General features: G+C 45.6%; 15 protein-coding genes. All 15 read right to left on the reverse strand.

Annotation, left to right across the window (positions count from 1 at the left end; all coding sequences use genetic code 11):
• Window positions 1–6: 6 nt before the first annotated feature.
• Entirely contained in the window at window positions 7–291 is a 285-nt protein-coding gene (locus P5V12_RS18625) for a hypothetical protein (protein ID WP_316954584.1), read from the reverse strand.
• Window positions 288–1,025, reverse strand: coding sequence for a tetratricopeptide repeat protein (locus P5V12_RS18630; RefSeq protein ID WP_316954585.1), 738 nt, complete (start codon window positions 1,023–1,025; stop codon window positions 288–290). The genes P5V12_RS18625 and P5V12_RS18630 overlap by 4 nt, the downstream gene beginning before the upstream one ends.
• Window positions 1,012–3,879: a tetratricopeptide repeat protein gene (locus tag P5V12_RS18635; RefSeq protein WP_316954586.1), complete on the reverse strand. Its 2,868-nt coding sequence runs from the start codon at window positions 3,877–3,879 to the stop codon at window positions 1,012–1,014. Before P5V12_RS18635 ends, P5V12_RS18630 begins: the two co-directional genes overlap by 14 nt.
• A complete protein-coding gene (locus P5V12_RS18640; RefSeq protein ID WP_316954587.1) occupies window positions 3,876–5,897 on the reverse strand; it encodes a hypothetical protein in 2,022 nt (673 codons plus the stop codon). The genes P5V12_RS18635 and P5V12_RS18640 overlap by 4 nt, the downstream gene beginning before the upstream one ends.
• Complete coding sequence (locus tag P5V12_RS18645) at window positions 5,885–6,502, reverse strand: AraC family transcriptional regulator (protein ID WP_316954588.1); 618 nt, start codon at window positions 6,500–6,502, stop codon at window positions 5,885–5,887. Before P5V12_RS18645 ends, P5V12_RS18640 begins: the two co-directional genes overlap by 13 nt.
• Window positions 6,503–6,731: 229 nt before the next feature.
• A complete protein-coding gene (locus P5V12_RS18650) occupies window positions 6,732–7,754 on the reverse strand; it encodes an FAD:protein FMN transferase (protein ID WP_316957448.1) in 1,023 nt (340 codons plus the stop codon).
• 83 nt (window positions 7,755–7,837) lie between these two features.
• Window positions 7,838–8,602 (reverse strand): type II secretion system protein N, encoded by a 765-nt coding sequence (locus P5V12_RS18655; RefSeq protein WP_316954589.1) that lies wholly within the window; start codon window positions 8,600–8,602, stop codon window positions 7,838–7,840.
• A gap of 16 nt (window positions 8,603–8,618) precedes the next feature.
• Window positions 8,619–9,089 (reverse strand): type II secretion system protein M, encoded by a 471-nt coding sequence (locus P5V12_RS18660; RefSeq protein ID WP_316954590.1) that lies wholly within the window; start codon window positions 9,087–9,089, stop codon window positions 8,619–8,621.
• Window positions 9,086–10,321, reverse strand: a complete 1,236-nt coding sequence (gene gspL / locus P5V12_RS18665; protein ID WP_316954591.1) for a type II secretion system protein GspL — start codon at window positions 10,319–10,321, stop codon at window positions 9,086–9,088. The genes P5V12_RS18660 and gspL overlap by 4 nt, the downstream gene beginning before the upstream one ends.
• 42 nt (window positions 10,322–10,363) lie before the next feature.
• Window positions 10,364–11,554 (reverse strand): type II secretion system minor pseudopilin GspK, encoded by a 1,191-nt coding sequence (gspK, locus tag P5V12_RS18670; RefSeq protein ID WP_316954592.1) that lies wholly within the window; start codon window positions 11,552–11,554, stop codon window positions 10,364–10,366.
• 21 nt (window positions 11,555–11,575) lie between these two features.
• Entirely contained in the window at window positions 11,576–12,217 is a 642-nt protein-coding gene (gene gspJ / locus P5V12_RS18675) for a type II secretion system minor pseudopilin GspJ (RefSeq protein WP_316954593.1), read from the reverse strand.
• Entirely contained in the window at window positions 12,214–12,630 is a 417-nt protein-coding gene (gene gspI, locus P5V12_RS18680; RefSeq protein ID WP_316954594.1) for a type II secretion system minor pseudopilin GspI, read from the reverse strand. Before gspI ends, gspJ begins: the two co-directional genes overlap by 4 nt.
• Window positions 12,614–13,234, reverse strand: coding sequence for a Tfp pilus assembly protein FimT/FimU (locus P5V12_RS18685; protein ID WP_316954595.1), 621 nt, complete (start codon window positions 13,232–13,234; stop codon window positions 12,614–12,616). Before P5V12_RS18685 ends, gspI begins: the two co-directional genes overlap by 17 nt.
• Window positions 13,235–13,273: 39 nt before the next feature.
• Entirely contained in the window at window positions 13,274–13,708 is a 435-nt protein-coding gene (gene gspG / locus P5V12_RS18690; RefSeq protein WP_316954596.1) for a type II secretion system major pseudopilin GspG, read from the reverse strand.
• A 27-nt stretch (window positions 13,709–13,735) separates the two neighbouring features.
• The gene (gspF, locus tag P5V12_RS18695) at window positions 13,736–14,977 is read right to left on the reverse strand and encodes a type II secretion system inner membrane protein GspF (RefSeq protein WP_316954597.1); all 1,242 of its coding nucleotides are present in this window, start codon (window positions 14,975–14,977) and stop codon (window positions 13,736–13,738) included.
• Window positions 14,978–14,996: the final 19 nt, after the last annotated feature.

Genomic DNA, 14,996 nt, shown 5'->3' on the forward strand with positions numbered 1-14,996 from the left:
TGCTTTTTAATTTAAATTTTGACTATTGTGCGTCAGGTCATCCAGAAATTCGACCTGACGACGATGTTCTCTGCGCTCGACGTGAGGAAATATCACTTCCAGTTTACTGGTGAGCGGTTGATAAAGAATTGTATGATCTTTTGCCGGTTTCCAGGGCACAATATAAAACACTTTCGGCTGTTCCTGGTTGCCTTTCACCGTCGCGCCCATTTCGACCACATCGGAATCATCTGCGGCACTTACCTGAAACGAAGCTAGCATAGTAAAGAGTAGTATTACACTTAATTTCATTGCTGCTTCTCCTCCGCTGATGGTTCAGCCGGCGCTTGTTTGGCTGCGATTTCTTTCATGCGTCGTTCAAGGTCGACAATCCAGCCTTTCAGTTTTCTATCTGGTTCGGGGGATATTTTCTGAGCCATTTGATAATGCTCCATGGCATTGTCAAATTGCCCCATATACATGTCGTACAAGATACCAATGGCCACATGGACATCTTTATTGTGGGGCCACACTTCCAAGGCTTTTTTATAGGTTGCCTCTGCTTCAACAAATTTGCCTTGTTCCCGGTATAACAGGCCCAGCTGACTGTATGCATCCATGTTATTCACATTGACTTCAATCGCGTATTTAAAAGCCTGCTCCGCGTCCTCAAGTTTGTTCAACTCCCGCTGCACAATTCCAAGATTGACATACGGGCCAGATAAATTAGGGTAGGTTTCTACCATCAAGCTCAACAAACCTTCGGCTTTCTCCCATTGTTTTTTCTCCATCGCCTCTTTTATTTTGGCGTATTCGGATTTTGCTTCTGAAGCCACTTCCGGTTTCGGTGCTTGCTCATAGGGATTGGGAATTCGTTCAATGGGTGCTTCAACCTGAGCCTGATCAGGTTCCGTTGTTTTGTCCTTTTCGGTATCTTTTGGCGGCGAGCTTTGACAAGCGGCTAAGAATAGAACCGCTAGTAAAATAACTCTATTGCACCGGTAGTGCTTACAACGAGAGAGGATTTCGGGTTTAGTAAATACCATCACTCACCTCCAGGCGTTTTTCTTTTTTGCCGTAGCGTGCCGGCAACAGTTTAGCCAGGGTTTCAAAGCTTTCTTTCACCCAGTTGTCGTATATACCTTTCCAGGCCCGCTCCGAGTTGGCAGCATGAATATCAATGGCTTTTTCTTCAAATGGATAAGCCTGTTCTTCCAAGAGAATTTCGTATTGCTCAAGCGCGAGAACATCCAAACCTTTGGGGCGCTGGGAATTCATTAAGTCTTTACTTAATTGCGCGTAGACCATTCCAATACGGTAATTGGCTTCCGTGGCAAATTCAGCCACACCGTAAGCAAGCACCTTTCTATAGGCTTTTAAGGTTTTATCCAGCGCCGCTTTTTTCCGGTTCAAACTTTTCTTGATTGGCAGACTCAATTTAATACGTTCAAAGGCGAGGTATTCATCTTTCGCAAATTTTGCCGAAGCAAACGCAGCCAGATATTTTGAACGGTCTGTCGCATTACCGCCGGCAGCAGCATGTTCACTAATGAGTTTTTTCAACCAGAAATCACGTTTACCGTCCTGATTGGTTTGCTCATACAATTCCACCAAGTGAAAACGCGCTTCGGTTGCAATGGCAAACGGTAGCGGGTAGGTATTGGCGTATTGTTTATAGTGAGTAATGGCTTCGTCTTTTTTACCAATTTTTTCGTATAGCTCAGCGGACAGATATAAAGACTGTCGACGAACATCGGGATCACTGTCATTTTTCGACATATCTGCCAGAACGTTAGCCGCCTTGCCCCACTGTTCGGATTCCTGATAGATAACTGCCAGCTTGGGCGGTAAGGTTTTTACCAGTTCATGCGTAGGATAACGTCGGCGGAAATCCAGAATAACCTGTTCCGCAGCATTCCAGTCTTTCAAGGTCATTAAATGATTAGCCGCATCGTACTGGGCACTGATGGCGATGTCGCTGGCTGGAGCAATTTCCCGAATACCCAGTAATTTATCGACGGCTCCTGCGAGGTTTCCTTCTGCCACTTGAAACTCTGCTATGCGGTACATACATGCGGCGATACGCTCGATGACTTGATGACGCTCTTGATCGTTAGCCGGCAAAAGCGATAACAGTTGTCGATAAGCCCATTCAGCTTCGGCATACTGCGCCATATCAAACTGACTATGCGCAATAACCAGCCACGCTGTTTTTTGCAGTGATTTTTCTACCGGCGGCTGCCATTCGACAATTCGAGTCGCAACCTCTATTGATCTCATATAGTTGCCACTCTCAAATATTTCCTGAGCAGCTTTGGTTAGCACAGGTGCGGCACGTTTATCTGTTGGATAATAATCCGCATAGCTGATGGCCGAATCGATTTTCTTATTTTTCCAGATCTGATTTTGTTCCAGCAACTCCGGAGCCTGGGTTTGGTCGATCAGGATCTGCATTGTCACTAACGCGTTATAACCGGCATCTGGCCCGCGCTTTTTATCCAGATATTGATAAGCAACCATTTCGTAGGCTTCGACCGCCTTCGGATAATTTCTCGCTTCGAAATGCGCCTCCCCCATTAAATAGGCAAACTCTGGCGTTTTGCTGTCTTGCGGGAAAGTATGAATGAATTCCTGATAAAGATCGGCAGCCTTAACGAATTGTGGTTCGTAAGGCTCAGGCTTGTCTTTGTTTTTTGCCTTGGGGTTTTTATTAAAGACTTCCCCGGCTTCTTTCAGGGCGATACCTTGCGCATGGTAATAACTGGCTAATTCATCGATATAGGTATGAAGTTGCGGCCGTAATTTATTTTGTGCGACTTCGTCCCGTACCCGCCAGAATTCACTGTAAAAGCCATAGTTGCGAACAAACTCTTCTTTTGCCGGTAAAACCAGGCTTGGGAAATCCCCCGCAATATACACTTTGATCGCTTTTTCACTAAATTGCGGGGCCCAGTCGGTTTCCGGGAAATGTTTCACGTAGTGGCGGTAGGTATCCGCACTGTCTCTATAACGTTTTTTCTCCAAGTACAAATCACCAAGATTCATATACAACATATGTTGATAATGGCGCTGACCCCACTTTTGATAAATCTCGGTAATGGTTTCTGCCCCGTCAATATACGAGAAGGCCAGACTCAACACACGCAGGGTGTCATTGACCATATTTTTTTGGCTATTCCTTAAATCATCAAAAGATTTACCTTCGATTAATACGCGGTCCAGTACTTCGGTAAACGATTTTAACGAGGCGCGATAACGACCACGTTTAAATTGAGACCAACCATGCATATAGACGGCGTTGTCATAGAAGGGGGTGCCGTCACCTTCCAACATCACCTGGCCGTATAAGTCTTCTGCGGCTTTATAGTCGCGGTTACTGAATGCTAACTCCCCACGACGGAATTCCACTTCGGCAGCAAATTGCGAATCAGGGAATTGTTCAATGAGTTGCGCCAGTACCTGATTGGATTCTTCCATTCGCCCATCGAGCGCGTATGCCTTGGAAAGCTGATAGAGCAGACGTTCGTTGGTTGGCGTATCCGGTTCACCCTGCCTTGCTGCGTTCAGTACCAAAAGCTCCTGAAACATGGCAATACTATCTTCGTAATACGCTTGTTGCTCTGTAGTATCCAGCTGTTTTTCTTGTGAACGAACCAGTTCCAGGTCGGCCAAACGGATGAGCACGCGATGGCGTACACCGGGGTCAACAGCGATTTCCAGCGCAGAACGGTAATGGTCTTCAATAATATCAATGGAGGTTTTTTCTACCGGCATAGGCTCTTCCGGCAAATAGGCCTTGGGCAGATCACTTAATGTCAACGTGCGGTTTTTACCTCCGCCAAATGACGAACAGGCGCTAATTGATAAAACACATATGATCACCACCAGGCAGCGAATCATGGATTCACCTCCGGCGTTTCTGTTTCTGTTTCTGTTTCTGTTTCTGTTTGGATAGATTTTTTCGGCGCTTTTTTCTCTGCCGCAACCGGTTGCCCATCACCGTTATCACCGGGGTTATCACCAGGCGCGGTCAGTGTACTTTCATAGGCTTCAATATCTCTGCGCCCTTCACCACGGGTTGCCCTGTCCAGAATACGCGCCATCGCCAAACGGCTTTGAGCAAGGTAGTGAGTCAAACGTCCTCGCTGAATATTGAGGATCTCAACAATCTGGTAACGAATACTGGCTTTATTTTTCTCCAGCACCATGTCTACTTGCACAAGTGCGTGATCGATTTTGCTTTGCAGCTGTTGAATAGTAACTTTATAGGGTTCCAGATCCTCAGCTTCGGCAAGAATTGCTTCAACATCTTTATGTTTTTTTCTGACGTCGCGAATGGTTTCGTCCAACGAGCTGAGGGTTTTCACAACACGCCACATTCGATCAGAAAATTTCTCACTGGATTCCCACAATAAAATACCGTAGTAACGTCGCGCAGCTTCGTCATACTCATCAATAAACGGGTCTGTTTCACGAAGCAGTTCAATATTTCTTTGTACACGCTTAATACGTTCAATCAATTCAGCTTCGTTACCTGATGCCAGGGCAAAATAGTCTTTTTCTGCGGCTGTCGTTTCAATTTTTCTGGTTAGTTCCGAACGCTGTTTGACTAACTTGCCAATCTCACCAAACAGATCGTTTTCGGCTAATGCTTCCGCCCTTTTGGCTCGTTCGAACTCACGGGAATTTACCATTGCCATATAAAAATTAAGTTTGCTTTTCCATAACTGCATATCTTCTTTAATGGCGAGCAAATCGCGCAATTCCAGCACACTGCTTTGAAACTCATCACGCGAAAATAATTGCACGAGGTAACTGAGTTGAGGGGCCAGATCATTTTCTTCCGCGTAACGCAACCAGTCCAAACCGTGACTTCGTTTTATTCGCAGCACATCGATTAACTTATCGTTTTGCATATCGACAATGATTTTGTCGAGGCTGTCGATCTCTGCAAGAAGCTTTTGCTCAGCTTCTTTAAAACTTCTCAATGCGAGGGTTTCAGCACCGAGCCGTTCGTAGGCAAAAGGCACAGCGACAACCGCTTCCTGGTTGCTGGCATCCAACAAATTACTATTACTTAAGTGTGTCCAGGCATCCAGAGCATCATTGTGATTACCCAGTCGGTCAGAAGCCCAACCGTACCCTAATAGTGCTCGGTTGGATGTATCGGAATTCAAACGCACTTTTTTAAATTTTTCGATTGCCTGCGGGTATTCTTCAAGTAATAAATGCGCATAACCCGCCGCCGTCATCGCCTGATCAAATAAAGCAACGTGCTCTTCATCAATAAAACGGCTTTTGCCAATTTCATCGAAATAATAAATGGCTTTGGTGTAATTTCCTTCTCTGGCCCAGGCAGCACCCAGGTTGTAGTACATATACGGCTGCCAACCAACACCGGGGTCTCGCTTCTCCAGATATCTTTCTGCCAGTTTTAATTTGCCCTGCTGGATTGCCAGATTGATTTTTAAGGCGAAAACATCGCCGCGCATTTTTTTACTGGGGAAAGGACGAACATTTTTCAACGCCTCTTTGGCGCCGTCAAAATCATTGCGGATGTATCTCAGCTTAGCCAGGAAAAACCAGGCCGCGTCACGAACATGTTGCGGACGATTTGCCTCTAACAAGCGCAGGAATATATCGGACGCATGACGCTCCATGCCATAACCGACAGCGAAACCGCCCTCCATGATTTCCGGATTGTCACCATGCCCGTTAATTCCGCCCCGCTCTTTGGCCACCATTAATTCGGCCAGCGCAGCCATGTACTCTTCCTGATAGTACTCGTACAGGGCAACGCCGTAGCGCAAATCGGCTACGGAGGTGAGGGGTTCGTCTTTGGCGGCGAGGTTAGTACTGGAGAAAAGAACAGCAGCTACAAACGACCAGCGACACCATTTAGGTATTACAGCTCCCATTCTTTAAAGCTGAACTCCGGTTGCATAGTCTTTTCTGAATCGCGAATTTGTATCTCGACCATTTTGGGGTCGCCGTCTTTTTCGAGCAGCATTGTTGCTCCCCGTTTGTATTCGCGGTTGTCTGGGCCCATACCGGTGAAAATTGCTGTCAGCTCATGCTCACCGGCTTTAAGGTTGCCCATATAGAGCCTTTGCACACCACCACGGGCAAGTGCATCGTTTTGTCTGTGGGTATATAAATGGCTGGCAACCATTTTGTCGTCAATGGAGAGCTTTATTGCATCCAACTCAAAAAACTTCCCCACATCCATAGAGACAAACACAACGATTTGCGTGTTTGCCGGAAAAAGCAATTCTTCTTCTAATATGAGGAGATCACGATTTAACTCTAATGCCGCTTTTTTTAAATCTTCAACTTCGTCGCTCAACGGCGAAATGGTGTGTTCCTCGGCCGGACTTTCGGCTTCTGATTGCACTTCGTCTTCAGCGTAAACATGCTGCAATGACACAAAGGCCACTATGCACGCTGAAAGCAAAGCTTTTGCTGTGACGGGTGCAAGCGCCATCATCCACTTTGCCAAAATTCGACACTTTGTATCAATCAAGGTCAGTCTCCAGATATTCGTTAACCACCGAATCTACGCTAGCCCTGAGTTTGCAGCTATTCTTTACCACAATTTGTCAGCTGGTTAGATACGAGAGTTTTTATTTGGGTTGGCAGTACTTCGCCGCCAATTATTTTGCACAGTTTAATCTGCCAGTATCCGTCTAAGAACCGCATCAAATGTGACATTGCTCACATTTTTTCTTTTTTAAACAAATACTTATTAATGTCTAGCCGGAATCCTTTTCATTTTTTATGCCAGAAGTTGTTTTTTTTAAATCTTCCGGCGACATTAGCTCCTTGCTGTAATGAACCTGGCCAAATCGGTCAATTATCACGCAATCAAATCCAGGGATCTGATTGACTAACGCAAGACCTCGCTCGACACCTAAAACAAAAACACTGGTAGACAGCGGATCTGTATCGAATCCCGACGGCCCGATTACGGTGACACTGACAACTTCGCGCGCGGAAGTGCCAGTTTTGGGGTTAATAATGTGGTGAACGCGCGCACCACTTTCATCGATAAAATAACGTTCGTAATCACCGGAGGTGGAGACAGCAGAATTAACAACAGGAAGTAAAATAACCGGCGTAGCGTCTGCTTCTTGTTTCCTTGGGTTACGAATACCCACCACCCAGGGACGACCGAGTTTGTCGCCAAGAATTCGCGTATCTCCGCCAGCACTGATGCTTGCATGGTGAATACCAAGCGTTTTCAGTTTTTCCGCAGCGAGGTCAACAGCATAACCTTTGGCAACGCCACCCAAATCGATTCGAACATTTTTATGTTGGAAATAGAGCGTTGATTTTTCCCGATCTAAATCGAGTAATTTGTAATTAATTGCGGGCAGTAACGATTGACGTAGTTTTTCATCAGGTTGTTTTTGTTCGCGGTAATCGTAGTACCATCCGACCGAAGCAAAAGTGATATCAAATGCGCCTTGAGTTACCTGACTGAAATAAAGGGACTTATCAATTAATTTGACCAGTTCTTTTGATATTTTTTGCGGCTGATGCGCAGCTTCAGCATTGATTTTATACACTTCACTGGTAGAAATATAAGGGGACAACCGCTGATCAATACCACGCATAATCGCCATCACTTCACCTATGGCAATATCGGCAGCGTTTTTTTGTTGCGCCTCGGACTGGGCGGGATTGTCGTACCAGAGTTGTACCGAAACTTCGGTGCCCATTATTTCGTTACTTTGCTGATACCACTCAGCAAAGCACATCAATGAAAGGGGCATCAACCCCAGAAAGCCAATAAAGTACGTAATATAACGTCGCAAAAACAGACCTCCTGGATCAGGGAGATTACCCCGATTTTTTACTATTGATTGGGCCAAATAAGTGTGAATTTCCCAGGTTCTTTTTCTTCCGCTACCAACTGTAATGCCTGGGTTACTGTCTCTGGAGCACCTTCTTTTGGTGAGACCGTTCCGTTTATTTTCCAGCTTTCCTGACCAGCAGCCCAGTTAGCCATCAAATCAACGCCTATTGGACCGTCCAACTCAAATAGTTTGGCTTGAATACCTGAATTCGCCTGGCTTAGCTTTGCCGCAAAAGAGCCCAGGTTGATCATCCCATTACCGTCATGCACTTTTGCGCCGAGCCAGCTTACTTGCCCATCCATTTTCTTCACGGTTTGCCCACTCACCGTTGCCGCCAGGATATTTACAGAAACATGACCGTCGACACGCATAGGTAAAAGCACTTGCGCAATGGCAACGGGCGCTTCAACTTCCAAACCTTTTATCTGTGTTCCAATAAAAGGGCTATGACAGGCTTTACCCCGTATCATTTGTCCGGGAGCGATCATTTCAAATTGAACACAGGGGGAAAGAATTAATAAGCTCCAGGGATTTATTTTCCATCGAGTTTGCCCCAGGGCAATATTTGCTCTGGCAACATCCACTTGTGTGCTCGAAGCTGCGCCTTGCCAAAATGACCCCGTAATACCATTAAGCCAAACGTTAGGCGCAGCTTTGTGAATTGCCACAGCAGCGTATTCGGCAGGAATACGCGACAGAATCAAATATAAAAAATAAATGATTAAAAAAAGAAAAAAGAAAAACTTAAGTAGTTTTGAGGGCATAATACCGTGCCTTTTATTATGGTCGACTTAAGCGAATATTAACTGAGACTACGCCTGCGTCGGATGTTGCGGCAACAGACGCATCATTCACTAACAGGCCTTCATTCGTTTCCAAATGGTTTAGCCAAGCCACAACTTTATTAAAGGGGGCTTTTTCAATTCTCAAACGAACATTGCTTGTCCCGTTAGGCTGCATGCCCGAATGATTAAGGCCATTCGCACTCATGGATCGACTGACGATTTCAACAATAGATTTACCACCAGCGGCAGGAGCGCTCTGACTTTTAACTTTTGCTGCCAGCTCCCGAACGCGCTGCTGCTCCGCCATTGCTGTTCGGTTACGGGCTATTTGCTCGTCTTTCATCGACACGATCGGGCTGTATACCGCCATATATAAGAAATACAGAGCCGCACAGATAGACAAAACAAAAATAGCCAGCTGGTCTCTTGGGCTTGCCTGTTCCCACCATTCAGTTATTGCGTTCATTGTGCAGCCTCCGTTATTTTCAATCGAGCCTGCTGAACACCGCCTTTGGGGTTAACACGCATTAATTCTGCATTAACAGAAGATTGACCAATTAACTCTCTGACCTTTTCCACATCAGCAAATGTTTTTGCTTCAAAGTCCAACTGCAACTCCCGATTATCTCCGTTATAACGAAAACTGGAGAAGGTAATATCAGGAACTTGCTTGACTGCTTTTGCCGAAGCGGAAAGCAGTCGCATCATGTTTGTTGGCTGACCACCACCATCGCCGGATTTTAATCGCGATTTTAATTCTCTTTCCGGGTCACCTTTACGGCCATTTGGAACCGCATCCAAAAATATTCTCGTGGTTTCCTCACGAATACTATTAAATTCGCTTTTGGCTCCAAGGTATTGGGAGAAAGAAACCGCAAGAGAGAGCACAAAAGCCGCCGCCGCGATATAGGCCGGCATTTGCCAGGTTTCCCACCAACGCGCTATCGGTAGCTGACGAGCAAAGGCACCCCGTCGTAAAGACATACTGGTGTCAGGAAAGCTGGTATCAATTGCATCCCACAAACTGCCAAAACGCGCATCAATTCCTAAACCACCTTCTTCTTGTTGCCACGCATCGGGAAGCCAGGTGAGGAGTTGTTGTAGGCGTTCGTCATCTTCCGCAACCAAAACCAGTTTGGTATCAGCCTTAACTTTGCTTTCCATTGATCCTAATACAACGGGCGCAAAGCCGGCATCAACGGTGAAACCAATGCCTTCACCCTGATTAACAAACACCTGATTATCATCATAAACAATAGTAATACTACCGGCTTCACGCTGTAACATCAGGTAATCAGGTAAACACTGGTACAAATCACAGGGCAGTGAATTTACTTCCTCCATAACCCGTGCAACCGTTTCCATTCGCGCATAGGCGACACTGGCGGAACCACCCGATACATCGCCAATGGCAAAATGCAAATCATCGACATTATCAATGATGCGCTCTTCCATTTCATAGGGAAGCAGTTTTGCAATGTGACGTTTTTCTTTTTCATCAAACGGCACCCGGCAGGATACAACTTGCTGTCCACAAAACATCAAGTTTGCAGTTACGCGTTCTTCGGGCAAACTACTGAGCAGGGATTCAGTATCACCTGCGCTATAGTCTTCGCCCAGCCATTCTCCGCTTTCGGATAAAAAGCGCCACTGCCAAAGGCCATTTTCTAAAGATCGAATAAATAATGTATTTGCCATGGCAACTACCTAAATCGTGCAACTCATAGTCATTATGAGCACCTAAAAATTAGCATCTGTTCTTCTTACGGGAAGTACCGTCCTGGTATTCTTTTCTCGTTTTAATAATGTTTTTCGCGTCCGAATATGGTCACCCACCATCGTCTCGCTACTCAAAATAAAATAATCCGACGCCGTTCCCAACCCAGTCATATCCATTTTATTTTGCTGTTGGTTGACCTCTGGGTTAGCGCTACCTTGTTCAGGAGTGTTGCCCTGATCGCCGCTGGCTTGTTCTGGTGTGTTGCCCTGGTTACCACTATTTTGCTCAGTGCCACCTATAGTTACTGGAAATAACACCGCAGCTTCTGTTCCCTGCGCAACAAAGTCGTTACAGCTATCAAACCCACTTGGATTATTTTGCCTATCCGCCAACAAACGTTGTACATCACTTTTTGACAACGGCATTAAATCATTTTCGTAATTAATAGTACGCAGTAACGCTTCCGGCGCAGTATTCACATTTAAAGTCACATTGGCCGGCAATGCGATCACCAGCGGCACCAACCTGCGATATATTTCCGGCGTCATGCCTTTTATTAAACTTAATTCACTAACGCTACTCATTACATCGTTAGCAATAACAAATGGCGGATTAAGCTGTTGGTAATAGTCGCCTTCCGCGCCACCAAAACCGGTTTCACTGGTATTCACATCCACCCAGTCAATGACCGACTCGGCAATCGCTTGCGCTTCCTGCAACTGAAGAAACGGAACACCCTCTTCATTTTCTATCGTTTGCAATAATCGGATAAAACGCCGTTGCGGTTCATTATATTTTTTTGCGTCAAACGCGTTTTCCGCACCTTTGGGTGGTTGACCGCCCAAAGAATTCAAATTAAATCTTGCCGAGGCATCCTCTAACGACCCTGCGATATAACCATGGTCTGTTGGAAATTGCGGCTTTTGCGTCGCCCATAATTCCCCGAGGTTGTCGTTCTTACTATCTTGATTGTTCAAATCATTAGTCAGCACTTTTACAGCCAGATTTTCCGAAGCATCAAGATAAGTATTCGCCTGAATACCTTGCCAGCGGTTTCCACTGCGAGTGATGCTTAAATCAAACTGCCAACTTAACTCGATGGCAATGACCGAGATTAATGCTGCAACCATTAACGCAATTAGTAAGGCAACACCCTTTTGCTGCGTTGGTAACTGCATCTGATTTCTGTTTATTACTCGGTTTAGTTGCATTTTTTTGGCCTCTTCATGCAACTAAAAATCTTCTTTCAGTATCAGAAATAACCGCGTGATTTCACCGCGGTCTTCTAACGTAATGCGAATTCTCACGGCTGCGGGTAGGTCTTCCGCTTGTGAGATCGGCCATTTTTCCGACCATCCCGTTCCTTCCATTGAAGGATCATTCGCTGACCAGGGCAACATATGAATTTCAACCTGTTCCACCTTGTCCAATAATTTTTGCGATGTAGACGGATCCGCCTCAATATTACCCGGATCTACCCACATATCTCGCCAGAGTACATCGTCTTCGAGTCGATAACCCACGCGAGCTAATTCGGTGCGCGGCAGGTAAAGCGGGTTACTTCTCCCCGCACGAAACACCTGAAAAATATATTCACGCTCAAAAGGTGCTTCAAACGCTTTTATTTTATCGCCATATGCTCCTCGGCGAGGGTGCCCTACCGCATGGTTTAAATCTTTTTCCAATAACAGCCAGGTTCGGTCAATACGCCCCAACCTCTTCATTGAATTGCGACTGAGTTCACTTGCATCAATCGCTACTGTCAACGTCTGAAATGACGTCACCGCAATAACAGCCATGATACTGACCGCCACAATCACTTCGATAAGCGTCATACCCAATTGCTTATTCGGATATCGAACAGCCTTTTTCATAACGGCAGATATCCCATAATATTGGCCAACCACTCATCTTTTTCCAGACCAACAAATATTTCGTACTGCTGCATGGCGGTTTCTTTTTCGCCAACTTTTTTTGACACAATTTGCCAGGCCCATTCCCGACCACCAAATTCCATGGTGTCACTTTCTCTTTTAGGCGGCAGTTTTTTCTTCAGCCTATGGGCCAGGATAATTTCCTGGGATTTATTTTCTGCGATCCAGTAGGCGAAGGTTTTATCTTCGGCTTGCGTTGCGTAATCGAGTGAGCTCTGAATTTGCATTACGATAGCCGGCAATGCCATTCCGACCACCATCAGCGCCACCATAACCTCGACTAATGTAAAACCAAGGCTTTTTGACTTTCCTTCAATTTTTGCGCAACGATTTAATTTACTTGAAGAAGTCATCGTCATCTCGGTTTACGTCAGCTTTTTCCTTCCACTCTATTTCACCCCAGATATTGACCACGATGTGTTGCGCTGTTTCAGGGTCTTTATCGTAGGTAAATTCAATTTCAAAGGGCGTTACTTCCCCTTCGGGATAAAACGCAATTACCGGTATTGGTTGGTCCGGGCGGAAATCCCAGGTCAACAAACGCTCCTCCACGCTCACCGCCAGATCAATTTCCGGCGGCATAACAACAGGCTCCATTTCTTCGATGTCAACCCAACGTCGCATAGTGCCATTTGCCCCTGCGACGCCGGTTTCTTTCATCCAGCGATATTCCCAGCCCAGATCATCGAGATTAAATTCCCGCTTTTCCTCGGCCTCTTCCATTTCTTCCTGCCGCCACTTTGGCGGCATTAAAACCAAACCTATAGGCTCGCCAGTAATAACGGCCATTTCTGCCGCATGTTCACTATAGGCGGTTAAGGCATTAACCTGTTCCGCCACTTCCTGCTCACTATCGCCGACGCTAATCATTGCTGATGCACCGCCAACCGCAATGCCCACAATCACTAACACGACCAGTATTTCAATTAACGTAAAGCCCCGATTTTTCGAGTTCATTAATTGAATACTCTTGGCAGAGAGTGTCATAACAATGAATTACACATCATCCCAATTACTGAGATCTTTATTTTCTTCTTCACCACCGCGTACAGCATCCGCACCAAAAGTGTAGATTTCATAAGGCTTACCTTCGGCTGGACTGACATACATATACTCAGTACCCCAAGGATCTTTTGGCAGTTTTGGCATGTAGCCACCACTTTGATAATTTTTGGGTTCTGGTGAGGTAGTTGGTTTGCTCACTAACGCTTCCAAACCTTGTTCGGTGGTAGGGAAACGGAAATTATGTAACTTGTACATTTTCAATGCCGTTTCGATATTGGCAAAGTCTGCGCGTACTTTTTTCTCCTGACTGCCGCCAAGTGCCTTCATCACGTTCGGGCCAATAATACCGGCAAGCATACCGATAATTACCAGCACCACCATAACCTCGATAAGGCTAAAACCCTTTTGTAATTTTCTTGATTTCATAACGACTCCCACCAATTTTTAAATTTATTACATGCCAACCATCTGGTTGAGTTTGAAGATAGGTAGCAAAATTGCCATCACAATAAAGACCACCATGCCTCCCATAAACAGCACCATAAATGGTTCTAATAACCCCATAGCGGTGTTGACTGAAAATTCCAGCTCCCGCTCCTGGTTTTTAGAAACATGCAGAAGCTGTTCGGCCAACTGACCATTTGCCTCACCACTGGCAACCATCTGAACTAATAAAGGCGGAAACACATCCACCTGAGCCAGAGCTTTGTTTAAGCTCATCCCTTCTTGTACGGACATCGCCACTTCCGCACTGGCTTCTTTCAATACACGATTGGTCAATACCTGGGCTGCAATTTTTAGTGCTTCAAGCAAAGGCACACCACTATTGGTTAACAAACCAAGTGTGCTGGAATAACGCGCGGATTGAGATTGCAGAATCAAATTGCCAAAAACGGGAAGCTTTAACTGCATCTTGTGCCATTTTTTTTGTCGCGATTCAGACTTCAACAACCAGCTAATAAAAATAGCCACTCCCACAACGCCCAACAACAGGAAGAAACCGTAATTGACCAAAAAGTTACTCATCGCAATCAGTAGTTTGGTCGCGAACGGCAATTCCGTTTTACTGTTTTCAAACAGCCCCATTAGCTTGGGCACCACTTTAACCATCAAAATCGAAACGACAGTAATACTCACCACAAGCATGGTAATGGGGTAGATCATTGCCATTTGCAGTTTTTGTTTGGTTTCCTGGCTCCGTTCGGTGTAATCCGCCAACTGTTCCAATACCGGACCAAGGTAACCGGAAGATTCACCTGCACGAATCATGGCCCGGTATAAATGATCGAATACCCTGGGCAGCTCAGCCATAGACTGGGCAAGACTTAAACCTTCAAGAACACGCGATCGAACCTGCAACATGATGGTTTTAGCTGCTGGTTTACGGCTTTGCTTGGCCGTTGCCTGTAACACTTCATCAAGGGGCAAGCCTGATTGAATCAAGGATGCCAACTGGCGGGTTAACAGAGAAATATCCCGATACCCGAGGCGTGGCCCACCTAAATTAAAATTGAGAGAAAAGCCTGAAGATTTATTGTTGTCGTTGGCCGCTTTTTTATGGCTGGACTTAACCGTAAGGGGTTTAAGCTGCTTCGCTCTTAACTGATTGCGAACGTGTCTTTCCGAATCCCCTTCAATGACACCTTTAACTTTTTTCCCTTTTGCATCCAGGGCTTGATAAGTAAAAGCAGGCATATTAGCAATCCCTCTTCGT

This window comes from Teredinibacter sp. KSP-S5-2 (assembly GCF_032773895.1).
Taxonomy (GTDB): domain Bacteria; phylum Pseudomonadota; class Gammaproteobacteria; order Pseudomonadales; family Cellvibrionaceae.